Below are 23,522 nucleotides of genomic sequence, written 5' to 3'. Positions count from 1 at the left end.
ACATAAGTAAGTGACTGGGGTGAACGAATGCAGCCGCAGCACATGCAACTTGAAGTATGACGAGTATGGCAGGAGTGGCAGCATGCAATACAACCCCTTAGGAAAAACCGACCTTCGCATTTCCCGACTTTGCCTCGGCTGTATGACCTTTGGTGAGCCGGATCGCGGTAATCACGCATGGACACTGCCCGAAGAGAGCAGCCGTCCCATCATTAAACGCGCGCTGGAAGGCGGCATAAATTTCTTTGATACCGCCAATAGTTATTCTGACGGCAGCAGCGAAGAGATCGTCGGTCGTGCACTGCGGGACTTTGCCCGTCGTGAAGACGTGGTCGTTGCAACTAAAGTGTTCCATCGCGTTGGTGATTTGCCGGAAGGATTATCCCGTGCGCAAATTTTGCGCTCTATTGACGACAGCTTGCGACGTCTCGGCATGGATTATGTCGATATCCTGCAAATTCATCGCTGGGATTACAACACGCCGATCGAAGAGACGCTGGAAGCCCTGAACGATGTGGTAAAAGCCGGGAAAGCGCGTTATATCGGCGCGTCATCCATGCACGCCTCGCAGTTTGCTCAGGCGCTGGAACTGCAAAAACAGCACGGCTGGGCGCAGTTTGTCAGTATGCAGGATCACTACAATCTGATTTATCGCGAAGAAGAGCGTGAAATGCTGCCGCTGTGTTATCAGGAAGGCGTAGCGGTGATTCCGTGGAGTCCGCTGGCGCGGGGACGTCTGACGCGTCCCTGGGGAGAAACCACCGCACGACTGGTTTCCGATGAAGTAGGAAAAAATCTCTACAATGAAAGCGACGAAAATGACGCGCAGATAGCAGAACGGTTAACTGGCGTCAGTGAAGAACTGGGGGCAACGCGAGCACAAGTCGCGCTGGCATGGTTGTTGAGCAAACCTGGCATTGCCGCGCCGATTATTGGTACTTCGCGGGAAGAACAACTTGATGAATTGCTGAACGCGGTGGATATCACCTTGAAGCCGGAACAGATTGCTGAACTGGAAACGCCGTATAAACCGCATCCGGTCGTAGGATTTAAGTAAATTTCGCTTTTCACCCATTTTATCTGCTGAATTCCCCATCGTCTGCGATGATGGGGACAACGTACCTCCCATCATCTTCTGTAACCATAATCCACCTCTGCAAGAGAAATTCTTGGTGAATGAGTTTGCAGCTATTCATCATCTTCATCCCTTTGAGCGATTTTTGATAGTTTCTCCAGGTAATATCCCCTAAAACTGTCTTATTTAGTCAATGTAAGAGGATTACAATCATGATGAAAACCATTTCCAGCCAACCTATCCGGTTTTCTGATGTACCGGTTGAAGATTTAATAAAATCAACGAAAAGAGATTACAATAAAAATTTTATTGAAAAACTATGGGACATAATTTGTGATTTTTTTCTATACACTGATAAACAAAAGGCATTTAAATCAATTAATAAATACATGAATACATTAAGTATTGGAAATGAACGTATAGAACCGGATCCCAACTTTAATATAGATGCAAACTCAGATTTAGACTCATATTTAAATCTGGATTTTAATCTCCTCTCGCCCAAACAGAAGCAGACCACGCTTTGTTGTTTCTGGAAGAAAATAGCCTCTACATTTCCAGAGCCATACAACACTACGTTCAAGCATGAGATTATATTTTCTGATAACCAAAATAGTTTGGTAGTCACTGGAACTATCTCTGTTATGAACGAGGTAGTAAATATATATTCTATCAAATTAGATAAGGATAATAATGGAGTTGTCGATTTCAGCGGCCTATATTTAGGACACAGTAATATTTCCAATATGAATATGGAAAACTGTATCTTCTCCAATGTCAACTTCGAACATACTTATTTTGATGACGTCAATTTTACAAAGGCGAATTGTACAAAAGCTAATTTTAACAGTTGTAGATTTATGAAATGCGATCTAACAAATATGAATTGCACTGGCGCAATTTTTGATAATGCGGTGATATATGGTAAAGAACCTGAGATGCAATATCCAGAAGGAGATCAAATAATACAAAGGATAACTTATCAAAAAACACATGGGAATGAAACGAAAGGGATGATTCTAACTAACTGCTCCTGTGTTAAAACCACTTTCAATTGGGCAGATTTATCAGAAAGTGATTGCCAAAAGGTGGACTTTAGCGAGGCTAATCTTTCAAACACTATTCTTCCTGACATCGTCAGGATGAAAGGCACGAAACTTTACCGTACCGACCTTTTTAACCCAATATTAAAAAAAGAAGCAGAATCAACAGAAGAAAAAGACATTAGCCCATTAGCAAAAATTATTCTTGACTATATTGAATCAGATAAAAACCCTGAGTCATTAAAATTTGATGAAAAATTAACAACCACTAAAATAACACAAGATATCGATAATTTTATTTTCTACAATCAGCATTTAAAAAACATATTCAATCGCGCAATGAATCGTGAAGGAAAAATAAGCAGGAAAAAGTATAATGAAATTTTTAAATATATAGAAGCACAAGCCAAACAAGATTTCACCGACCAGTATAAAATAACAAAAAATGATTATTTAAAGAAAATACCTTTAACTGCACAATTAATTGCAAAATACAAAATGGATGATCAATTAAATCAACTTTTGGTTACCCGTGAAATTCAAGATGAAATCAAATCAAAGATTCAAGACAAAATAGATGATCTTTCTAACAAATTATTCAACACTATTAATGAAACAATTAAGCATAATTTTGATGATACTTTTCGGCATCAGTCAGAGAATATGAGCAATTATTATGAGTTCGTCGACTGACGATATTTCAGTGTCATTGAATTATGAGTGACAAAGTTACACCTTGAAATATCGCCGCATAATATATTCGGTGATGTCGGATTTTACTTTAACAGAGTGCCCCAAAATTGGGGCTCTGTTCATTTATAAATCAAACCGGGTGGTCTGGAATCGACTACACCACCCGGTCAATGGCATCAAAGAATACCCAGCGGCCAATGATGACCGATAAAGTACAGGACGCCAGCGGAGATCACCCCGGCGACAATATCATCTATCATGATCCCCATGCCGCCATGCACATTGCGATCAAACCAGCGGATCGGCCACGGTTTCCACATATCCAGAATACGGAAAATCACAAACCCGGCGGCGACCCACTGCCAGTCATTGGTCGGCAGCGCCATGAGCGTGATCCACATACCAATAAATTCGTCCCAGACAATGCTGCCGTGATCGTGCACGCCCATATCTTTCGCCGTTTGATGACAAAGATAGACGCCGATACAGATCCCCAGCATGACTACCAGCGAATAGAGCTGCCAGGGCAAAAAGGTCATCAGATACCAGAACGGAATCGCCGCCAGCGATCCCATCGTGCCAGGAACGATTGGGCTTAATCCACTTCCGAATCCGACAGCAAGCAGATGCCACGGATTACTCATCTTCAGGCGACTTTTCGCGACATCTTTATGGCGTGGCAAAATGGTCATATCCTTTCCAGTCTAACGTGACAGGTTCGCCATCACGAATAAAACAAAGCCCTTCGATATCGGCGGTCATTTGCCCGATACAGGTAAACGGTACGCCCAGGTGTCCGAGAGCCACATCCAGCGCGCCACGGTTAAGCTCCGGCACCGTGAAACACAACTCGTAATCTTCACCGCCAGAGAGCGCCCAGCGCAGCGCCTGTTCCGGTTCAACATGGCGAGAAAGCGCATCAGAAAACGGCAGCAATGCCAGGTCAATACGTGCGCCGCAGTCGCTGGCTTTCACGATATGCCCGAGATCGGAAATCAGACCGTCTGAGAGATCGATGGCTGAATTTGCCAGATCGCGCAGCGCCTGCCCCTGTAAAATACGCGGCGACGGACGGAGATGACGTTTGATTAAGTAGTCCGCATCTTTAGCATCGGCAACCTGCAAACGATTTTGCAAAATCGCCAGCCCGGCGGCGCTATCGCCCGGTGTCCCGGTCACATAAATCCAGTCCCCCGGTTTCGCACCAGAACGCGTTAAGGCTCGCCCCATCGGGACAAAACCGTGGATACCCAACGTCATCGATAGCGGTCCACGTGTGGTATCGCCGCCAATGAGTTGCATATCGTAATAATTAAGTAGATCAAACAAACTGTCGCTGAAGGACTCAAGCCACGCTTCGTCGACGTCCGGTAAGGTTAATGCCAGCGTCAGCCAGGCCGGATCGGCGCCCATCGCGGCCAGATCGCTTAAATTCACTGCCAGAGCTTTATATGCCAGATCCGCAGGATCGATATCAGGGAGGAAATGGTTGCCCGCCACCAGCGTATCAGTGCTGATCGCCAGGGTCTGTTTCTCGGGGATATTGAGAAGTGCGCAATCGTCGCCAATGCCCAGTTCGACATCAAGACGAGAACTTCTTACACGGTCAAAATAACGGGCAATCAGGGAGAACTCGCCACATGCCATACGTTATGCCTCAGCAGGTAAAAAAGAAAAGGCCGGCGATCGCGGAACGGTCTTCCGTGAATCTACCGGCCTGGATATCACTTTTTGTTAGGGCGAATCACAGGTGCTGCTTTATCGAGTACGCCGTTGACGAACTTATGGCTGTCTTCTGCGCCGAACGATTTCGCCAGTTCGATCGCTTCGTTAATGGCCACTTTGTATGGCACATCGCTACGTTTAGACAGCTCGTACAGCGCAATGCGCAGTACTGCTTTTTCTACCTGGCCCAGTTCTTCCAGCAGACGGGACAGGTACGGCTTCATCAGTCCGTCGAGGTATGCGGTGTTAGTCGCCACCCCGGCCAGCAGCTCTCGGAAGTACAGGACGTCAACGTCTTTTACATCCTGTTCAGCCAGGAACTGGTATTCAACATCAGCGATGTCGTTCTGGGACAACTGCCAGGAGTAGAGCGCCTGGACGGCACACTCACGAGCGCGGCGACGAGCAGCAGGTTTCACGGATTTCCCCTTACTAATTTCAGGCCTTGATGGCTTTCAATACATTAATCATTTCAAGCGCGGTCAGTGCAGCTTCTGCACCTTTGTTGCCAGCTTTAGTGCCAGCACGTTCGATCGCTTGTTCAATGCTTTCAGTGGTCAGAACACCAAAAGCAACCGGAATTTCGCTGTCCTGGGCAACATGCGCCAGGCCGTTGCTTGCACCACCAGCGACATATTCAAAGTGGGCAGTGCCACCACGAATAACCGTACCCAGCGCAATCACCGCGTCATATTTACCGGTTTTAGCCAGTGCACCCGCCGCCAGCGGCAGCTCATAGGCACCAGGCACCCAAACAACGGTAATGTTTTCATCTTTTACCTGACCGATACGTTTCAGTGCGTCAATTGCACCTTCCAGCAGGCTGTCATTGATAAAGTTGTTGAAACGCGCAATGGTGATGGCGACGCGAGCGTCCGGGGTAGCAACGTTAGCTTCAATAATGTTCATTTTCTTCCTTCGGGTTCGAGTATGGCCCCGCAGGGGGGCGGATTTTAGCATAATATTTCGTGCGCTGCTTCCCTTTCGAGCCGGGAGATCATGCACCCACTAAATGCAGGCAAACATCCGGGCCTACATGACGTATCTCTTTGAATTTAAATTGGGGGACGTCGGCTAATTTCTCAAGCCCCGGCAACGTACATAATCCGCGGGCGTCACTGCCTAATAGTTTAGGTGCGATATAGACAATCAGCTCATCGACTAAGCCCGCCTGTAGCAATGCGCCAGCGAGCGTTGGCCCAGCTTCCACCCAGATGCTATTAATCTGCTGTTTACCCAGTTGCATCATCAATACAACCAGATCCAGATGACCTTTATGCTCTGGAATCAGCAAGGTTCGCACCGTTTCCGGCCACTCGCGAGAATCTTCCTGCGTACGCGCGAACCAGGTTTCGCCAGACTGCTGCACAATACGGTGTTCCGGCGTCACGCGATTTTGGTTATCAATCACAATACGTACTGGCTGGCGGAGATTTTGTTGCGGATAGAGCGCCTGAGTTTGTTCATCCAGTTCAGACCAACGCACCGTTAAGGCTGGATCGTCCGCCATGACTGTTGCGCTGCTGGTTAAAATGGCATGACTTTGCGCACGCAGACGTTGTACATCGCGTCGCGCCTGAGGAGACGTGATCCACTGGCTCTCACCGCTCGCCATCGCTGTGCGGCCATCTAGCGACGCGCCAAGTTTTAACTGGATATAAGGAAAGCCGGTGCGCATGCGCTTGAGAAAGCCTTTATTCAATTGCTCGGCTTCACTCATCATCAGGCCGTGGCTGACGTCAATGCCAGCCTGTTGCAAACGATAAAGTCCACGCCCAGCGACCTGCGGGTTAGGATCCTGCATCGCGGCAACCACGCGCGTGACCCCCGCAGCAATCAACGCATCGCAACATGGCGGCGTACGACCATGATGACTACAAGGTTCGAGTGTGACATACGCCGTGGCACCTTTGGCTTTTTCGCCAGCCATGCGCAACGCGTGTACCTCGGCATGCGGTTCACCCGCTCGCTGATGGTAACCTTCACCGACGATTTCGCCATCTTTTACAATGACGCACCCGACATTCGGGTTGGGATGAGTGGTAAAACGTCCTCGTTGCGCCAGCTTTAGCGCCCGCGCCATGTAATACTCGTCCTGCACGGCTTAGTCCTCCAGGCGCGCGATCTCTTCGCCAAATTCTTTGATATCTTCGAAACTGCGATAGACAGAGGCAAAACGGATATAGGCGACTTTATCGAGCTTTTTCAATTGCTCCATCACCAGATTGCCAATCATCTTGCTCGGCACTTCACGCTCACCGGTGGCGCGCAGCTGCGATTTAATATGATTGATTGCCATTTCGACGTCATCGGAACTCACCGGACGTTTTTCCAGCGCCCGCAGCATTCCGCTACGTAATTTCTCTTCATTAAACGGTTCACGCACGTCATTGCTTTTTACAACACGTGGCATAACCAGCTCCGCCACTTCAAAGGTGGTGAAACGTTCATTACACACCAGACACTGCCGACGGCGGCGTACGGATGAGCCCTCGCCTACGAGACGAGAGTCAATTACCTTAGTGTCCACGGCGAAACAGAATGGGCAATGCATACGGCGTCCTGACCAGGTGGTTAACAGAAATCTATTTTACCCTGAACTGACGATACAACAAAGGCGCAACGCTTTTGAGATAAAGGATCGATGCTTTCGCTGCTTTTACCCTCTACCATTAGGCAAATTGCGACGAGAAAGGGACGACCTATGAATACAAACGTTTTTCGACTGCTCCTGCTGGGAAGCCTGTTCAGCCTTAGCGCCTGTGTGCAGCAAAGCGAAGTGCGGCAGATGAAACACAGCGTCAGCACACTGAACCAGGAGATGACGCAACTCAATAAAGAAACGGTCAAAATCACTCAGCAAAACAGGCTGAATGCAAAATCCAGCAGTGGGGTTTACCTTCTGCCTGGAGCGAAAACACCAGCAAGACTGGAAAGCCAGATCGGTACTTTACGTATGTCGCTGGTGAATATTACGCCTGATACAGATGGCACCACCCTGACGCTACGTATTCAGGGCGAGTCGAATGATCCCTTGCCCGCATTCAGCGGAACTGTTGAATATGGGCAAATTCAGGGAACAATAGACAACTTTCAGGAAATCAATGTGCAGAATCAATTGATTAACGCCCCTGCCAGCGTCCTCGCCCCCAGCGATGTTGATATTCCGTTACAGTTAAAGGGTATTTCTGTGGATCAGTTAGGCTTTGTACGTATCCACGACATTCAACCTGTTATGCAGTAAACGTATCGCGGGGCGTTTTGTGCGTCCCGCAACATCTTTCCCCGTCATTTTGTTACTCTGCTTACATCACCCAGATTGATAGTAAAAGTTTGCAACAAGGGTGAAAGTCAGTACAATCCCCGCCCGAATGTGTGTAAACGTGAACGCAATCGATTACGTAAATGATAGAACTGTGAAACGAAACATATTTTTGTGAGCAATGATTTTTATAATAGGCTCCTCTGTATACGAAATATTTAGAAACGCAATTTGCGCCTTTTTCACTCCCGCAAGGGATTTTCAAACAGTGGCATACATATGAAAAAAACATTACTGGCAGCCGGTGCGGTACTGGCGCTCTCTTCGTCTTTTACTGTCAACGCAGCTGAAAACGACAAACCGCAGTATCTTTCCGACTGGTGGCACCAGAGCGTTAACGTTGTCGGAAGCTATCACACCCGTTTCGGACCGCAGATCCGCAACGATACCTACCTTGAGTACGAAGCATTCGCTAAAAAAGACTGGTTCGACTTCTATGGGTATGCGGATGCGCCGGTATTCTTCGGCGGTAACTCCGATGCAAAAGGTATCTGGAACCACGGTTCCCCGCTGTTTATGGAAATCGAACCACGTTTCTCCATCGACAAGCTGACCAATACTGACCTTAGCTTTGGTCCGTTCAAAGAGTGGTACTTCGCGAACAACTACATTTACGACATGGGTCGTAATAAAGATGGTCGCCAGAGCACCTGGTACATGGGTCTGGGTACCGACATCGATACTGGTCTGCCGATGAGCCTGTCCATGAACGTCTATGCGAAATACCAGTGGCAGAACTATGGAGCAGCGAATGAAAACGAGTGGGACGGTTACCGTTTCAAAATTAAATACTTTGTGCCGATTACCGATCTGTGGGGCGGTCAGCTGAGCTACATCGGCTTCACCAACTTCGACTGGGGTTCCGATTTAGGGGATGACAGCGGTAATGCAATCAACGGTATTAAGACCCGTACCAATAACTCCATCGCTTCCAGCCATATTCTGGCTCTGAACTACGATCACTGGCACTACTCTGTCGTAGCTCGTTACTGGCACGACGGTGGTCAGTGGAACGACGATGCAGAACTGAACTTCGGCAACGGCAACTTCAACGTTCGCTCTACCGGCTGGGGTGGTTACCTGGTAGTAGGTTACAACTTCTGATGAATGAAATGCCGGATCTTGTATCCGGCATTTCAGATTGTTAACAACGTGCGCTTTGTTCATGCCGGATGCGGCGTAAACGCCTTACCCGGCCTACAAAAGCACGTAAATTCAATACATTGCTGAGATTACGTAGATACTGTTATGGCCTGCAAGTTTTTTTCTACCCTGGTTTCCCAGATTGCAGGCATGCCAGACACAGCGCCGTCAGGCGCTGTTTTTTTCATCCCTTCCGCGATTTTTACGCAGCTACCGGATTATGCCGTGACGCATCGAACGGCACGCCTGACTTCAGCACTCCATACGCCACCTGTGCCAGCTTGCGCATCATCGCGCCAAGAATCACCTTTCCTTTCTTGCCATTAGCCGTCAGACGGTCACGGAACATCCGTCCCCACTCAGTCTTACTGGTGGCTACCATTGCAGGCATATACAACGCCCTGCGAAGCGACACATGTCCGGCTTTACTCAACCGGCTTGCCCCTCTCACACTACTGCCTGATTCATAACGCCGTGGTGTCAGACCCGCAAAAGCGGCGAACTGTCTGGCATGGGCGAAGCGGTCCTTCAGACCTATATAAGCCAGTAATACCGCAGATGTTTTCTCTCCGATACCCGGGATACTTTCCAGCAGTTTCCTGCGGTGTTTCATATCCGGATCATCGTCTGTCAGGTCTTTTATCTGCTTCTCAAGACGCTTCAGCTCTGCTTCAAGCCACAGAAGGTGAGCATCAATGCTCGGTCTCTGGACTTCCCGCGCCGTTTCAGTGCGGTTCAGTTCCTGCGTGTGCATATCTGTCAGCGCCTGGTGGCGTACTACCAGGGCACGCAACGCGCGTTCAAGCGGGTGAGGCGCTTCCCAGGCTGCAGGGCGCTTCTGACGACAGAACTCTGCCAGCATGCGCGCATCCACGGTATCAGTCTTGTTACGCAGTCCTTCACTCTGAGCGAAAGCTTTACCCAACGCAGGATTAATGACTGACACTATGTAACCTGCATCGTAAAGGCACTCTGCGACAGGTTCCATATAGGTGCCGGTCGCTTCGATGCAGATATGCGCATGGTCAATCTTGTGACCCTTCAGCCATCTCACCAGCTCATCGTGCCCTTTAGTGGTGTTAGCGAATTTTTTGGTGCGATGACGACCATCAGGACGCAACACATCGACATCCAGTTTCTCTTTAGCGGTGTCGATACCGATATAATGAAGTTCATGTTCCATCGTGAAACCAACCTTGCAAATACGGATTACCGGGAAAACCGGTCCATGATACTGTCCGGTTTATCACTTTGGGAGAAAGGCAGTCCGCTGCATAAATCTACGCAACAGGTTGAAAACCTAAGGCCCGATACGGCATGCGGACTGCAGGCAGAGAAAACTGGCCGATTTTCTCTGCACAGGAGGGATAATACAAGGCCTGATAAGCGTAGCGCATCAGGCAATTTTGCGTTTGTCATAAAGCTCAAATAACGGATTTTGTATCCGTCATTTTTTTATCACTTCTTCTTATTCATCATCGCTTTTAAATCAGCGAATGGGTTGTACTTCGCTTCACCGACATCTTTCTGCGCATCTTCCCCTGCGATAACGGTCGTACCATACTGATCCGCTTCGGTATATTTCGAATGCTCATGATCGTGGCAATAGAGACACAACAATTCCCAGTTACTGCCATCTTCCGGGTTATTAGTATGGTCGTGATCGATATGGTGAACGGTAAGTTCACGCAGATTGGAGTAGACAAACTCGCGGGAGCAGCGTCCACACACCCACGGATAGATTTTTAATGCTTTTTCGCGATAGCCGCTTTCTAACCGCGCATAATTTTTTGGGATGATAGCCATGAGAAGTTACCTGGATGAAATGTAGGGTTAGGCGCAGTTTCCCAAGATGCGAGGGTTTTCGCAATCACCTTACATCAAAAAAAATCCCGATCTTCTGACCGGGATTTTCAACATCAGCTGAAACTTGATTAAGGCAGAATTGACGGCTGATCCGCCCCTTCTTTTTCCACTTTCTGCTGCAGCATGTGTTCGCGCTTCATACCCAGTTTCAGAGCCAGCGCCGATGCTACGTAGATGGAAGATGCAGTACCGATGGAAACACCGATAAGCATGGTCAGCGAGAAGCCTTCCAGTACCGGACCACCGAAGAGGTACAGCATCAGGATAACCATCAAGGTAGTACCGGATGTGATCAAGGTACGGTGCAGCGTCTGGGTCAAGGACACGTTAAAGATTTCGTAAGGCGTACCGCGACGGATCTTGCGGAAGTTTTCACGAATACGGTCCGATACCACGATACTGTCGTTAAGCGAGTAACCGATAACCGACATCAACGATGCCACAATGGTCAGGTCAATCTCGATATGGAATAACGACAAAATACCCAGCGTAATGATAACGTCGTGCGCCAGCGCAATAACAACCCCTGCCGCCAGTCGCCACTCAAAGCGGAAACCAACGTACACGAGGATAGACAGCAGCGCTGCCATCAGCGCCATCGCACCGGTTTGCGCAAGGTCTGCCCCCACGCTCGGACCGACGAACTCAATACGCTTCACTGCCGCATTCTGATTGGTGGATTCGTTAATCACCTTCAGAACCTGGCTGCCCAGCACTTGACCGCCGGTTTCGCCTTCAGCAGGCGGCATACGGACCATGATGTCGTGGCTGCTACCAAAGTTTTGCAGCATCGGCTCTTCAAAGCCCGCTTTCTGCAATGCATCACGCATCACATCGATTTCAGCCGGTTTTTCGAGCGTAATTTCGATAACCGTACCACCGGTGAAATCCAGCCCCCAGTTAAAGCCGCGCACGCCCATAATAACGATAGCGGCGATTAACAGCAGACCAGAGATGCCGAAAGCCCAGTAGTCCCAGCGCATAAAGTCATAGACTTTACGGCCGTGGTTTAGTTGTTCAACAGTATATTCCTGTGCCACATCGCACTCCTCAGATTGACAGCTTCTTGACGCGCTTGCCGCCATATAGCAGGTTTACGATGGCACGCGTACCGACAATCGCGGTAAACATCGACGTCGCCACACCGATACCGGTAGTAATCGCGAACCCTTTAATTGCCCCGGTACCCACTGCGTACAGGATGATGACTTTAATCAGCGTGGTGATGTTCGCATCGAAGATGGAACTGAATGCGCCACGATAACCTTCATCAATTGCCTGCTGAACAGTACGCCCGTTGCTTAACTCTTCTTTAATACGTTCGTTGATCAGTACGTTCGCATCGACCGCCACCGCAAGGGTTAAGACGATACCCGCGATACCCGGCATACTCAGCGTTGCGCCTGGCAACAGCGACATAATGCCGACGATCAAGATCAAGTTGGCAATCAAAGCACTGGTCGCAATCAGACCAAACTTCTTATAGAAGATGATCATGAACAGAATAGAAACCAGCAGACCGGCAAGGCAAGCCTCCAGCCCCTGTTCAATGTTCTGCATACCCAGAGTCGGGCCAATGGTACGTTCTTCCACAATCTGAATTGGCGCGATCAACGCACCGGCACGCAGCAAAAGTGAAAGCTGACGGGCTTCGTTCGGGTTGTTGATGCCGGTGATACGGAAGCTGTTACCCAGACGAGACTGGATGTTGGCGATGTTAATCACCTCTTCCTGTTTCACCAGAACAGCACGACCGTTAGCATCTTTCTTGCCGCTGTCTTTGTACTCCACAAACAGGGTCGCCATCGGTTTGCCGATGTTGTCCTTGGTGAAGTTAGACATGATGTTGCCACCAGCGCTATCGAGCGAGATGTTAACCTGCGGCTGGTTGTATTCGTCCTGGCTGGAAGTGGAGTCGGTGATATGGTCACCGGTCAGAATTACGCGTTTGTACAGCACAACCGGCTGACCTTCGCGGGTCTGTTTCACTTCAGAGTCGCCCGGTACGCGGCCGGATGCCGCTGCGGCCTGATCAACGTTGGTGTTTACCAGACGGAATTCCAGCGTCGCAGTAGCGCCAAGAATCTCTTTCGCACGCGCGGTATCCTGAATACCTGGCAGCTCAACGACAATGCGGTCTGCGCCCTGACGTTGTACTACAGGCTCCGCCACACCAAGCTGGTTTACACGGTTACGCAGGATGTTGATGTTCTGTTGCACCGCGTATTCACGCGCTTCACTCAGACGCGCATCGCTCATTACCGCACGCAGCTGATTGCTGCCCTGGCTGCTAATCACCAGGTCCGGATGACGCTTGCTCAGATACGCAATGGCTTCATCACGAGCTTTAGCATCGCGGAAAGTGATGCTCAGGCCGTAGTTGTTTTCTTTACGAACGGTGGTATACGGGATGCCCTTTTCGCGCAGGTCGCTGCGCAGGCTATCGATGTTTTGTTCCTGGAGTTTGCCAAGCGCGGTGTCCATATCCACTTCCATCAGGAAGTGAACGCCGCCACGCAGGTCAAGGCCGAGCTTCATCGGCTCAGCGTGAATAGCTGCCAGCCAGCGCGGCGTTGCCGGGGCAAGGTTAAGCGCCACGACGTATTTGTCACCCATAACGCCCATTAATGCTTCACGAGCGCGTAGCTGGGTGTCAGTGGAGTCGAAGCGCGCAAGAATAGCGCCCTCTTCCAGTGCCACAGACTTAGCAGTTATTTTTTCTTCTTGTAACGTTTTCTGGACCTGGATCAGCGTTTGCTCACTGGCGGCGACTCCGCGCGCACCAGTGATCTGAACAGCCGGATCCTCACCAAACAGGTTGGGAAGCGCATACAGCAGACCGATGACAATCACCACGATCAGCATGACGTACTTCCACAAAGGATAACGGTTTAACACGGCAATTCCCTTAGGGAAAAATTTTAATTACAGCGCCTTCATGGTGCCTTTCGGCAGGACGGCAGCTACGAAGTCACGTTTAATAACTACTTCAGTGGTGTCATTCAGCGCGATAGCAATGTAGCCGTTTTCCGCTACTTTGGTTACGCGACCGACCAGGCCACCGTTCGTCAGAACTTCATCACCTTTGGCAATGGAGTCCATCAGCTTTTTGTGTTCTTTGGTGCGCTTCTGCTGTGGACGCAGGATCATGAAATAGAAAATCAGACCGAATACCACCAGCATCAAAATCAAAGACATCGGGCTACCTTGCGCCGGTGCACCCGTTGCCGCTACCGCATCAGAAATAAAAAAGCTCATTAAATTTCCCTCATTATTAATATTAATCAACGTTCAAAGGTGGTACTTCTCGCCCCTGACGCTGGTAAAAATCAGTTACGAAGCTCTCTAATTTACCCTCTTCAATAGCCTTGCGTAAACCCGCCATCAAACGCTGGTAGTAACGAAGGTTATGAATGGTATTGAGTCGCGCGCCTAATATTTCGTTGCAACGGTCGAGATGATGCAAGTAAGCGCGTGAATAATTGCGACAGGTGTAGCAATCACACTCAGGATCGAGTGGGCCAGTATCGCTCTTATACTTCGCATTGCGGATTTTCACCACGCCATCGGTCACGAACAGATGACCATTTCGGGCGTTGCGGGTTGGCATTACGCAGTCAAACATATCGATACCGCGACGTACGCCTTCAACCAGATCTTCCGGTTTACCAACGCCCATCAGGTAACGCGGTTTGTCTGCCGGAATTTGCGGACACACATGCTCCAGAATGCGGTGCATATCTGCTTTCGGCTCACCCACAGCCAGACCGCCGACAGCGTAGCCATCAAAACCGATATCTACCAGACCTTTAACAGAAATATCACGTAAATCTTCGTAAACGCTGCCCTGAATGATACCAAACAGCGCATTTTTGTTTCCGAGACTGTCAAAACGCTCACGGCTACGCTTCGCCCAACGCAGAGACATCTCCATGGAGCGTTTTGCGTAATCCCAGTCAGCAGGATACGGCGTACACTCATCAAAGATCATGACGATATCCGAACCAAGATCGTACTGAATCTCCATCGACTTTTCCGGGTCGAGGAAAATCGGATCGCCGTTGATGGGGTTACGGAAGTGAACGCCCTGTTCGGTGATTTTACGAATATCGCCAAGGCTGAAGACCTGGAAGCCGCCGGAGTCGGTAAGAATCGGGCCTTTCCACTGCATAAAATCGTGCAGATCGCCATGCAGTTTCATGATTTCCTGGCCCGGGCGCAGCCACAGGTGGAAGGTGTTACCGAGAATAATTTGTGCGCCAGTGGCTTCAACTTCTTCCGGCGTCATCCCTTTTACGGTGCCGTAGGTGCCAACAGGCATAAAACAAGGCGTTTCCACTACGCCACGATCAAAGACCAGGCGGCCACGGCGTGCGCGACCGTCGGTGGTGTCCAGTTCAAATTTCATTTTTTCTCCACTACGTCAGAAAAACAGTCCAACGTTTAAACCAGCGCCGCGGAATTACTCCCCGACGCGCTCATTAATTGCCTGCGGATTGTACGTGATAAACATCGCATCACCGTAACTAAAAAAGCGATATTTCTCTTCTACCGCCGCTTTATAGGCATTCATGGTGTGTTGATAACCGGCAAAGGCCGAAACCAGCATAATCAGTGTCGACTCTGGCAAGTGGAAGTTCGTCACCAGCGCATCGACCACTTTGTACTGGAAGCCCGGATAGATAAAGATTTGGGTATCGTCAAAGAACGGTTCAATGAGATCGTTTTTCGCCGCCTGGGCCGCGCTTTCCAGCGAACGTACCGAGGTGGTGCCAACCGCAATCACCCGATTGCCGCGCGCTTTTGCTGCCAGTACCGCGTCTACAACATCCTGCGGCACTTCAGCGTATTCTGAGTGCATGATGTGATCTTCAATGGTGTCGACGCGCACCGGCTGGAAAGTACCCGCACCAACGTGCAGAGTTACGAACGCCATCTCCACGCCTTTGGCGCGCAATTTTTCCAGCAAAGGTTCGTCAAAATGCAGCCCGGCAGTCGGGGCCGCTACCGCGCCCGGTTTTTCACTATAAACTGTTTGATAAAGTTCGCGGTCTGCATCTTCGTCCGGACGGTCGATGTACGGCGGCAGTGGCATGTGGCCGATACTGTTGAGGATATCCAGTACAGAACGATCATCATTAAATTCGACTTCAAACAGTGCGCCGTGGCGAGCGGTCATTGTTGCGTTGATACTTTCGTCATCGCCCAGCAGCAGCTCTGCGCCCGGTTTTGGCGCTTTCGAGGCGCGAATATGCGCAAGAATGCGTTTGTCGTCGAGCATACGCTCGACCAGCACTTCAATCTTGCCGCCGCTGGCTTTACGCCCAAACAGGCGCGCCGGGATCACGCGGGTATTATTAAAAACCAGAAGATCGCCGGGGTTGAGCTTATCGAGTAAATCGGTGAAAGTACCGTGCGTCAGCGCGCCCGTCGGCCCGTCCAGCGACAGTAAACGACAGCTACTGCGTTCAGGCATTGGATAGTGGGCAATCAGGGATTCGGGTAATTCAAAGGAGAAATCGGTAACGCGCATGACACTGACTCAGACTAAAATAAGAGGCGGGTAGTCTAGTGCCGGGGCGCTCTCCCTGCAACCTTTACCCCCCTTTGGATAGAATATAATCGATGAATTTTTTAGCTCACCTGCATCTAGCCCATCTCGCGGAAAGCTCGCTTTCCGGCAATTTACTGGCTGATTTCGTACGCGGAAATCCTGAAGAAAATTTTCCTCCCGACGTCGTGGCTGGCATTCATATGCATCGCCGTATCGACGTACTGACCGATAATCTGCCGGAAGTCCGCGAAGCAAGGGAGTGGTTTCGTCGTGAAACCCGCCGCGTTGCGCCTATTACGCTGGATGTCATGTGGGATCACTTTCTTTCCCGCCACTGGTCGCAGCTATCACCGGACTTTCCGCTACAGGAATTTACCTGTTATGCCCGTGAGCAAGTGATGACTATTCTTCCAGACTCACCGCCACGCTTTATCAATCTGAACAACTACTTATGGTCTGAGCAATGGCTGGTGCGCTATCGCGATATGGATTTCATCCAGAACGTGTTAAACGGCATGGCAAGCCGTCGCCCACGTCTGGATGCCCTGCGTGACTCCTGGTACGATTTAGACGCCCATTACGACGCTCTGGAAACCCGCTTCTGGCAGTTTTATCCGCGGATGATGGCGCAGGCGTCACGCAAGGCGCTCTGAAACTTCAAGCTCCAGCGTCACTATTTTTTAGCATTCGCATCCAGCGGGGCGGCATAACAGCTGTAAGAAAAACATTCGCTGGAATGATTGGCGATATCTTTAAAGTTGCTTTCAGCAACCCCCTCGAACATGAGTACCGTTCTGGACAAATCTCCGTTTTCATTTATATGTGGAAAATCAAATTGTGCACTGAATCGCCATACATCTGTCTTTTCTGGCTCGCTGTTCACAGAGATACGTCGATGGAAGACCCCTCCTGTAAACGTGCGCCAGAACAATTGTTGATCAAAATCTTGTAATATCTCAGAGTTGGATGCTATTTGATGTAGTAAACCTGCATACCGTGGACTGCCATCACGAGCAACATTATGCAACCCCTGACTAAAAGCATCAAACAAACAATACATGTGATCACTAGTGAAAAAAGGTCTTAATTTGTTTTGTTCTTCATCGCTGTAATCCAGGAGCATCTCATTGATTTCTTCCTGTGAGAATTTTAAGACAAAATTATCCTCAGGATTTGTTTCTTTCTTGTTTTTTTCGATATTCTTCTCCTCAATGGTCTTCGCATTTTGTTTCGCATTTTCTTCCTCAGTTTTTTTCTCAATTACTTCCGCAATTTTTTCCCGAGTTTTTGATTTTAGACTAACACCATCGATGTCAACCGGTGTTGTTTTCAGATCTCTCTGCGCGTCTTTCAAATTTGTCTTATAGAGATCGGGCACTTTATCGGCAGATAAGTATCCGGATGAAGAAATCTGGTGTGTACGCATGGGGGGCTGTTCACAAAGCATCGAGGCTATATCGTCTTTAAACTCTTTTACATTAAAGTTATCGGCATTAAGCTTCCCTGTTATAAACCCCGCATCGGCAATTTTCTTCTCTAATTGTTTTGTACGTTTAGAATAATAAGCGTTGTTATCATAAAACTTTTCAAGAAGGGCCCACTCCTCAAGTTGCCTTATGTGATTTTTCAACTGTTGATGATCTATTTTATATTGATGTGTACTAGAATCATTTTGGTTGCAGGAGTTACAGATTTTTAAGCATAATTTTCCATCAGATTTATCATCTATGGTATCAGTGAAAATATAGGACACTTCAATACTCTGCCCGTACTTATCAGTCATCTCATATGACCATTGCCCCGTTCGTTTCGCATTCTTAATGACTTCGATGGACTCTGCAGGGCAACCATGAAGAATGGCCAGAATTTTATCAGGATGCTTAATTAGTAAAATTATTATATTTACAACGTTTGAAAAGAAACTTTTGCTATTTTTTATTTCATCGATTTTTTCCGCTGAAATGTTTACTAAGTTTTCATTTCCGGAAATGAAAAGCAATTTGCCATGGGGGCTTTTTTTAAATTGTTCTTCTGTTTTAGAAAAGACATCCTCTTTAAAAGGTGGCAACTCAGTACCAGTAATAAACGGTTTCAATAAATTCGAATTTGAAATTGTCATATCTTTGCTCCACTACAGGGTTATCCTGGAGCAGGTTGTACATAACCTCATGGGCAAAGAATACCAAAAATCGCTCATATCGATCGGGACAAATATTTAACAAACTCAGCCCTGACATTGTGCAGCTTTTTCGCTGCGTAGTGTCAGGGCTGATGACTAACGACGTAACAAATAAAACAGATGCTTTAGTTCATCCACACCGTAGCCGAAATGGCAGACAAAGCCAGAATCCCGTCCGTCAGTTGCCCATGCCCCTCCTTGCGTTGCCATTGCGCGACATTGAGTAACGGCGACGCGGGTAGCACCACTTCACAGGCTTCGCCACGGTTGATAGCCACCAGCACACGCTGCTGATTCAGCACGCGGACAAATACCACTACGTGATCTTCCGCATATACCACCTGGCAGCCACCACGACGCAGCGCATGGCTTTTCTTACGTAGCGCAATCATTCGCTGGTACAGCGCGAATAATGCCGTATCCTGTTTATCCACCTGCCAGGGGAACGGTTTACGGCAAAACGGATCGTTTTTGCCATCCACCCCCACTTCATCACCGTAATAAATACACGGTATGCCAGGCCAGGTAAGAAGCCAGACCACCGCCAGCGGCAGACGCGCGACATCTCGACCGAGAAGTGTTTTAAATCGCGCAGTATCGTGGCTGTCGAGCTGATTAAACATGCGCAATTGCTGTTGATGAGAAAGCCCTGCGCGGTAATTATCCATCCAGGCCATACAGGTTTGGGCGTCAATCTGCTGAGGATCGTAAGAGATATCAGTGTTGGCAAGAAATCCCCACAACGGGAATGTGAAGCCGCGATAGTTCATGGCGGCATCTTCCACATCGGCCTGTAACCATTGCCGTGCATCGCCAAAATGCTCTCCGACAATATACGCTTCCGGCTGAGTTTCTTTCGCCGCTTCGGTGATCCCAGCAACGTGCTGCAAATTATTGCGCGCCCCACCCGCTTCTCCCAGCATATGCACCACATCCAGCCGCCAGCCGTCCATATTCCATGGTGCTTTCAGCCAATGGCGGACAATGCTGTCTTCCCCGCGATAAATTTCATTCACCAGACTTTCCGATTGATAATCCAGCTTCGGCAGGCTGGCATAGCCCAGCCAGTCGAGCGCCGTGCCATCATCGCTAAATGAGTACCAGTCACGCCAGGGCGATTCGGGGTTGTGACAAGCGCCACCTGTCCCCCGATTATGTCGGTCAAACCAGGCATGGGAATCGCCACTGTGGTTAAACACACCGTCCAGCACCAGCCGCATTCCCATCTGCTGTGTATTGTGTCGTAAACGCAGCAACGCCCCATCGCCGCCAAACTGCGGATCGACATGGCGATAATCCTCGGTATCGTATTTGTGTACGCTGGGGGCTTTAAACACCGGATTAAGATACAGCGCCGTCACGCCGAGCTTTTTCAGATACGGCAGTTTTTCGCTGATACCGTCAAGATCGCCGCCATAGAACGTTGATCCACCCGCCTGCGCCGTGACCGGTTCATCCCAGTCACGCAATATGATCTCTTGTCCGGCTGCGTGATGGTAATAAACATGATCCTGTTCAGCTTCGCGAGGAAGACTACGGGCGAAACGATCAGGGAAGATCTGATAAAAAATCTGATCCGCAGCCCATTGTGGGCCGATATCCGGGACATCGACGGCAAACTGCTCCAGTCGTGCTGGCGGCATTCGGCTGAAGCCCTGCGGTGTAAACCAACGCTGGCGATCGTGCCACAATAATTTGAAGCTATAGCGCCGCCGGGGTTGCCCAATGGAAATATCGATGGCCGCCCGCCATGCCGTGACACCAGGCTGGGGCTGACTGCGCTGCTTATGCATCGGTACTGACGTTTCTTCGTTATCGTTTTCTGTACGTAGCATAATCCGCTGCGGTGGGTCTTCGCCTGTCAGCCACAGTGTAATGAGTAGTTGATCTTTGCTTTGTTTAACAAATGGGGGCACCGGCAGGTGCCATGCATTTAACATCATAATTCCCCTGTGATGAAAATCTGATCACCTTGCCATAGCCTAATGCAGGATCACTCATCATCTGAAGGATATTTGGGGGAGGAGGACGGGGGCGGATAACTTTCGGAATAGCCGGATCAGGGCTTGCCTTGATCCGGCTTACAGAACGCAGTGATTAGTGATTTTCAGCCAGCTGACGATCGTGGCGGCGTTTAAACATCCAACCAATCAACAGCAGAACAATCCACGCGAAACCAACGTACAGCGAGATACGTGTGTCCGGATGATAACCAATCAATCCGATAATAAAGAGCAGGAAAATCAAACCGCCGATGGTCGTTGCTACCCCACCTGGTACTTTAAATTTCAGTGCCTTCACTTCTTCTGGCGGCAAACGGCGACGGAAAGCAATTTGCGACAGCAGGATCATAATCCATACCCACACCGTGGCGAAGGTTGCCAGCGAAGCGATCACCAGGAAGACATTTTCCGGCATGATGTAGTTCAGATATACCGCAAACAATAGCGCGGTAGTCATCACCAGCACCGTGACCCACGGAATACCGCGACGCGAGGTTTTGCTGAAAATTTTCGGCGCGCTACCCTGCTCTGCCATGCCGTGAAGCATACGACCTACGCCAAATACGTCACTGTTAATTGCTGACAGCGAAGCGGTCAGCACAACAAAGTTAAGAATGCTGGCGGCAAAAGTAATGCCCATATGCTGGAACGTCAGCACAAACGGGCTACCGGCAGTGCCAACCTGATTCCACGGATAGATAGACATAATGACGAACAGCGTACCGACGTAGAACACCAGAATACGCATCGGCACGGAGTTAATCGCACGCGGAATCGATTTTTCCGGATCTTTCGCTTCCCCGGCGGTAATCCCGATAATTTCGATCCCACCGTAAGCAAACATTACCATTTGCAGCGACATCACCATGCCAAGCCAGCCGTTACTGAAGAAGCCGCCGTTGCTCCAAAGATTATGGATACCGGTCGGTTGCCCGCCGTTGCCAATCCCCCAGATGATGATGCCGAAACCGGCGACAATCATGATGATGATGGTGGCGACTTTAAAGAACGAGAACCAGAACTCAAGCTCACCAAATACCTTCACGCTCATCAGGTTTACGGCGCAGATAATCAGCACTACGCTCAGTACCCAAATCCAGTGCGGCACCGTCGGGAACCAGACGCCCATATAGATACCGAAAGCGGTCACATCGGCGATGGCGACAATAAGGATTTCAAAGCAGTAGGTCCAGCCAGTGATATAACCTGCCAGTGGACCGAGGTTTTCCTGCGCATAGCGCGAGAAAGAGCTGGCTGCCGGGTTATGTACCGACATTTCCCCCAGCGCACGCATAATGATATACGCCGCGATACCACCGATAATATAGGCCAACAACACGCTCGGACCGGCCATTTTGATGGCGTCTGCCGAACCGTAAAACAACCCGGTGCCAATTGCTGAACCCAGTGCCATAAAGCGTATGTGTCGGGTACTTAGCCCACGCTTTAGCTTGTTCTTACTTTCCATCAATTCCTAACCCATCAACAAAATAAAAAACCACGGGGCATCGCAGCCCCGTGGTTAAAACAAATATTCAGTGATTTAGTGAGCGCTGGAGGTCACCTGACGACCTGCCGCGCGATCCCAAATAATGGCCAGAACCACCATCACCACTGTTGGCATTAACCACGCAAGACCTTGTTCGGCCAGCGGTAAACGCTGCGCCCAGGACGGTAAGATATCGCTGAATGCAGATGCTTTGATCCCGTCGAGAATACCAAAAAGCAGGCTGATAAACATCGGCGGAGCAATCACGCGGGACGAATTATGCCACCATGAGCGTGTAAAACTTAATACAACCAGTGCGATACACGGCGGATAAATAGCGGTCAGCACCGGTACGGAGATCTGAATCAGCTGGCTCAAGCCGAGGTTAGACACCACCATCGAGAAGCCGCCGAGGATGAACACCAGCGTACGATAGGAGAGCGGTACGTACTGAGCAAAGAATTCTGCACAAGCACAGGTCAGGCCAACCGCCGTGACCAGGCAGGCGATAAAGATTAACGCCGCCAGCAGGAAGCTACCACCGCCGCCAAAGGTGTGCTGAACGTAAGCATGCAGAATAGCCGCACCGTTTGCAGACTGATCGACCAGCGACGCGCTGTCTGAACCCAGACGGAACAGCGCCAGGTACAGCAGAGTCAGACCGACACCCGCCATCAGGCCAGCCCAGACGGTATAACGGGTCAGCAGACGCGCTTCGGTAACGCCGCGAGAACGCGCCGCATTAACAATAACGATACCAAAAACCATCGCGCCCAGCGTATCCATGGTCAGATAGCCATTAACGAAGCCGTTAGAAAACGCGGCGTTTTGATAAGCCTCAGTCGCCGTGCTGATAGAGCCCGCTGGCCAGACAATTGCCGCAACAGACAGGATGACCAGCGCGATAATTTTCAGCGGTGCCAGGAAGTTACCGACGGTATCCAGCAGTTTGCCCGGATAGAGCGAAACCAGAATAACGATAGCGAAATAGACCAGGCTGTAGATAAACAGCGGCAGCGCGGAGTCACCCGTCAGGGGCGCAATGCCCACTTCAAAGGAGACGGTGGCTGTACGCGGCGTGGCGAACAACGGCCCTACAGCCAGGTAGCAAACCGTTGCCAGCAGTACGCCAGCGACTTTACCAATTGGCGTGCTGAGGCTGTCAACACCACCGCCAACTTTCGCCAGCGCCACCACCGTTAATACCGGCAGGCCAACGGCAGTAATGAGGAAGCCGAATGCCGCAGTCCAGACGTGTTCGCCTGCCTGCAAGCCGACCATTGGAGGGAAAATGATGTTACCTGCGCCGACGAACAACGCAAATGTCATAAAGCCCAGAGCGATGATATCGCGCGATCTTAATTGATGGGTCATAAATCATACTGCCTGTGGATGTGGTGTTGTAACGTTAAATTTTTGTGCCAATCCCT

At 49.7% G+C, this 23,522-nt stretch carries 22 protein-coding genes; 5 read left to right on the top strand and 17 right to left on the bottom strand.

What is annotated here, in order from left to right:
* Positions 1 to 82: 82 nt before the first annotated feature.
* On the top strand, positions 83 to 1,057 hold the full coding sequence (yajO, locus tag QUE74_RS02495) for a 1-deoxyxylulose-5-phosphate synthase YajO (RefSeq protein WP_001199776.1): 975 nt from the start codon (positions 83 to 85) through the stop codon (positions 1,055 to 1,057).
* A gap of 230 nt (positions 1,058 to 1,287) precedes the next feature.
* Complete coding sequence (locus QUE74_RS02490) at positions 1,288 to 2,811, top strand: pentapeptide repeat-containing protein (RefSeq protein ID WP_000978307.1); 1,524 nt, start codon at positions 1,288 to 1,290, stop codon at positions 2,809 to 2,811.
* 176 nt (positions 2,812 to 2,987) lie between these two features.
* Here the strand turns inward: QUE74_RS02490 and pgpA are convergent, their stop codons facing one another.
* From pgpA to nrdR, 6 genes are all read right to left on the bottom strand, one after another.
* Positions 2,988 to 3,503: a phosphatidylglycerophosphatase A gene (gene pgpA, locus QUE74_RS02485; RefSeq protein ID WP_000154047.1), complete on the bottom strand. Its 516-nt coding sequence runs from the start codon at positions 3,501 to 3,503 to the stop codon at positions 2,988 to 2,990.
* The gene (thiL, locus tag QUE74_RS02480; RefSeq protein WP_000742109.1) at positions 3,481 to 4,458 is read right to left on the bottom strand and encodes a thiamine-phosphate kinase; all 978 of its coding nucleotides are present in this window, start codon (positions 4,456 to 4,458) and stop codon (positions 3,481 to 3,483) included. The genes pgpA and thiL overlap by 23 nt, the downstream gene beginning before the upstream one ends.
* A 77-nt stretch (positions 4,459 to 4,535) precedes the next feature.
* Complete coding sequence (gene nusB / locus QUE74_RS02475; protein ID WP_000801125.1) at positions 4,536 to 4,955, bottom strand: transcription antitermination factor NusB; 420 nt, start codon at positions 4,953 to 4,955, stop codon at positions 4,536 to 4,538.
* Positions 4,956 to 4,974: 19 nt separating this feature from the next.
* Complete coding sequence (gene ribH / locus QUE74_RS02470) at positions 4,975 to 5,445, bottom strand: 6,7-dimethyl-8-ribityllumazine synthase (RefSeq protein ID WP_001021161.1); 471 nt, start codon at positions 5,443 to 5,445, stop codon at positions 4,975 to 4,977.
* An 88-nt stretch (positions 5,446 to 5,533) separates the two neighbouring features.
* Positions 5,534 to 6,637: a bifunctional diaminohydroxyphosphoribosylaminopyrimidine deaminase/5-amino-6-(5-phosphoribosylamino)uracil reductase RibD gene (gene ribD / locus QUE74_RS02465; RefSeq protein WP_001150480.1), complete on the bottom strand. Its 1,104-nt coding sequence runs from the start codon at positions 6,635 to 6,637 to the stop codon at positions 5,534 to 5,536.
* Between the two features lie 3 nt (positions 6,638 to 6,640).
* The gene (nrdR, locus tag QUE74_RS02460; protein WP_000543535.1) at positions 6,641 to 7,090 is read right to left on the bottom strand and encodes a transcriptional regulator NrdR; all 450 of its coding nucleotides are present in this window, start codon (positions 7,088 to 7,090) and stop codon (positions 6,641 to 6,643) included.
* A 150-nt stretch (positions 7,091 to 7,240) separates the two neighbouring features.
* Between nrdR and QUE74_RS02455 the strand changes: the two genes are divergently transcribed.
* Both QUE74_RS02455 and tsx read left to right on the top strand, forming a co-directional pair.
* Positions 7,241 to 7,780: a SadB/YajI family lipoprotein gene (locus QUE74_RS02455; protein WP_001314529.1), complete on the top strand. Its 540-nt coding sequence runs from the start codon at positions 7,241 to 7,243 to the stop codon at positions 7,778 to 7,780.
* A 297-nt stretch (positions 7,781 to 8,077) separates the two neighbouring features.
* Positions 8,078 to 8,962: a nucleoside-specific channel-forming protein Tsx gene (gene tsx, locus QUE74_RS02450; protein ID WP_001295328.1), complete on the top strand. Its 885-nt coding sequence runs from the start codon at positions 8,078 to 8,080 to the stop codon at positions 8,960 to 8,962.
* Between the two features lie 241 nt (positions 8,963 to 9,203).
* Here the strand turns inward: tsx and QUE74_RS02445 are convergent, their stop codons facing one another.
* The 7 genes from QUE74_RS02445 to queA form a co-directional block, all read right to left on the bottom strand.
* Positions 9,204 to 10,184: an IS110-like element IS621 family transposase gene (locus QUE74_RS02445; RefSeq protein ID WP_000399529.1), complete on the bottom strand. Its 981-nt coding sequence runs from the start codon at positions 10,182 to 10,184 to the stop codon at positions 9,204 to 9,206.
* A 275-nt stretch (positions 10,185 to 10,459) separates the two neighbouring features.
* Positions 10,460 to 10,807, bottom strand: a complete 348-nt coding sequence (yajD, locus tag QUE74_RS02440) for an HNH nuclease YajD (RefSeq protein WP_000974813.1) — start codon at positions 10,805 to 10,807, stop codon at positions 10,460 to 10,462.
* A 128-nt stretch (positions 10,808 to 10,935) separates the two neighbouring features.
* Positions 10,936 to 11,907, bottom strand: a complete 972-nt coding sequence (gene secF, locus QUE74_RS02435; protein ID WP_000046637.1) for a protein translocase subunit SecF — start codon at positions 11,905 to 11,907, stop codon at positions 10,936 to 10,938.
* Positions 11,908 to 11,917: 10 nt separating this feature from the next.
* Positions 11,918 to 13,765, bottom strand: a complete 1,848-nt coding sequence (gene secD, locus QUE74_RS02430) for a protein translocase subunit SecD (RefSeq protein WP_000934822.1) — start codon at positions 13,763 to 13,765, stop codon at positions 11,918 to 11,920.
* A gap of 27 nt (positions 13,766 to 13,792) precedes the next feature.
* On the bottom strand, positions 13,793 to 14,125 hold the full coding sequence (gene yajC, locus QUE74_RS02425) for a preprotein translocase subunit YajC (protein ID WP_000007629.1): 333 nt from the start codon (positions 14,123 to 14,125) through the stop codon (positions 13,793 to 13,795).
* Between the two features lie 22 nt (positions 14,126 to 14,147).
* Positions 14,148 to 15,275 (bottom strand): tRNA guanosine(34) transglycosylase Tgt, encoded by a 1,128-nt coding sequence (tgt, locus tag QUE74_RS02420; RefSeq protein ID WP_000667319.1) that lies wholly within the window; start codon positions 15,273 to 15,275, stop codon positions 14,148 to 14,150.
* A gap of 54 nt (positions 15,276 to 15,329) precedes the next feature.
* Positions 15,330 to 16,400 carry a tRNA preQ1(34) S-adenosylmethionine ribosyltransferase-isomerase QueA gene (queA, locus tag QUE74_RS02415; RefSeq protein ID WP_001266492.1) on the bottom strand — a complete coding sequence of 357 codons (1,071 nt, stop codon included), beginning with the start codon at positions 16,398 to 16,400 and terminating at the stop codon, positions 15,330 to 15,332.
* A gap of 92 nt (positions 16,401 to 16,492) precedes the next feature.
* Between queA and acpH the strand changes: the two genes are divergently transcribed.
* Positions 16,493 to 17,074, top strand: a complete 582-nt coding sequence (gene acpH / locus QUE74_RS02410) for an ACP phosphodiesterase (RefSeq protein ID WP_001009863.1) — start codon at positions 16,493 to 16,495, stop codon at positions 17,072 to 17,074.
* 20 nt (positions 17,075 to 17,094) lie between these two features.
* Here acpH and QUE74_RS02405 read toward each other — a convergent pair whose 3' ends face one another.
* The 4 genes from QUE74_RS02405 to brnQ all read right to left on the bottom strand — a co-directional run bounded on the left by QUE74_RS02405 (position 17,095) and on the right by brnQ (position 23,466).
* Positions 17,095 to 18,540 (bottom strand): hypothetical protein, encoded by a 1,446-nt coding sequence (locus tag QUE74_RS02405; protein ID WP_000155939.1) that lies wholly within the window; start codon positions 18,538 to 18,540, stop codon positions 17,095 to 17,097.
* 185 nt (positions 18,541 to 18,725) lie between these two features.
* The gene (malZ, locus tag QUE74_RS02400) at positions 18,726 to 20,543 is read right to left on the bottom strand and encodes a maltodextrin glucosidase (protein ID WP_000979372.1); all 1,818 of its coding nucleotides are present in this window, start codon (positions 20,541 to 20,543) and stop codon (positions 18,726 to 18,728) included.
* Between the two features lie 154 nt (positions 20,544 to 20,697).
* Entirely contained in the window at positions 20,698 to 22,071 is a 1,374-nt protein-coding gene (proY, locus tag QUE74_RS02395) for a proline-specific permease ProY (RefSeq protein ID WP_001353407.1), read from the bottom strand.
* 75 nt (positions 22,072 to 22,146) lie between these two features.
* Positions 22,147 to 23,466: a branched-chain amino acid transporter carrier protein BrnQ gene (gene brnQ, locus QUE74_RS02390; RefSeq protein WP_000149639.1), complete on the bottom strand. Its 1,320-nt coding sequence runs from the start codon at positions 23,464 to 23,466 to the stop codon at positions 22,147 to 22,149.
* Positions 23,467 to 23,522 lie beyond the last annotated feature (56 nt).

It is taken from the genome of Escherichia sp. 10290 (assembly GCF_030295155.1).
Taxonomy (GTDB): domain Bacteria; phylum Pseudomonadota; class Gammaproteobacteria; order Enterobacterales; family Enterobacteriaceae; genus Escherichia; species Escherichia coli_F.
The sequence above is the reverse complement of the archived record's forward strand: the minus strand, read 5'-3'. Positions and strand labels throughout refer to the sequence as shown.

Coding starts and splice junctions, on each gene's coding strand:
- yajO (WP_001199776.1), top strand. CDS start 83: ATGCAATACAACCCCTTAGGAAAAACCGACCTTCGCATTTCCCGACTT.
- QUE74_RS02490 (WP_000978307.1), top strand. CDS start 1,288: ATGATGAAAACCATTTCCAGCCAACCTATCCGGTTTTCTGATGTACCG.
- pgpA (WP_000154047.1), bottom strand. CDS start 3,503: ATGACCATTTTGCCACGCCATAAAGATGTCGCGAAAAGTCGCCTGAAG.
- thiL (WP_000742109.1), bottom strand. CDS start 4,458: ATGGCATGTGGCGAGTTCTCCCTGATTGCCCGTTATTTTGACCGTGTA.
- ribH (WP_001021161.1), bottom strand. CDS start 5,445: ATGAACATTATTGAAGCTAACGTTGCTACCCCGGACGCTCGCGTCGCC.
- nrdR (WP_000543535.1), bottom strand. CDS start 7,090: ATGCATTGCCCATTCTGTTTCGCCGTGGACACTAAGGTAATTGACTCT.
- QUE74_RS02455 (WP_001314529.1), top strand. CDS start 7,241: ATGAATACAAACGTTTTTCGACTGCTCCTGCTGGGAAGCCTGTTCAGC.
- tsx (WP_001295328.1), top strand. CDS start 8,078: ATGAAAAAAACATTACTGGCAGCCGGTGCGGTACTGGCGCTCTCTTCG.
- QUE74_RS02445 (WP_000399529.1), bottom strand. CDS start 10,184: ATGGAACATGAACTTCATTATATCGGTATCGACACCGCTAAAGAGAAA.
- yajD (WP_000974813.1), bottom strand. CDS start 10,807: ATGGCTATCATCCCAAAAAATTATGCGCGGTTAGAAAGCGGCTATCGC.
- yajC (WP_000007629.1), bottom strand. CDS start 14,125: ATGAGCTTTTTTATTTCTGATGCGGTAGCGGCAACGGGTGCACCGGCG.
- tgt (WP_000667319.1), bottom strand. CDS start 15,275: ATGAAATTTGAACTGGACACCACCGACGGTCGCGCACGCCGTGGCCGC.
- queA (WP_001266492.1), bottom strand. CDS start 16,400: ATGCGCGTTACCGATTTCTCCTTTGAATTACCCGAATCCCTGATTGCC.
- acpH (WP_001009863.1), top strand. CDS start 16,493: ATGAATTTTTTAGCTCACCTGCATCTAGCCCATCTCGCGGAAAGCTCG.
- QUE74_RS02405 (WP_000155939.1), bottom strand. CDS start 18,540: ATGACAATTTCAAATTCGAATTTATTGAAACCGTTTATTACTGGTACT.
- malZ (WP_000979372.1), bottom strand. CDS start 20,543: ATGATGTTAAATGCATGGCACCTGCCGGTGCCCCCATTTGTTAAACAA.
- proY (WP_001353407.1), bottom strand. CDS start 22,071: ATGGAAAGTAAGAACAAGCTAAAGCGTGGGCTAAGTACCCGACACATA.
- brnQ (WP_000149639.1), bottom strand. CDS start 23,466: ATGACCCATCAATTAAGATCGCGCGATATCATCGCTCTGGGCTTTATG.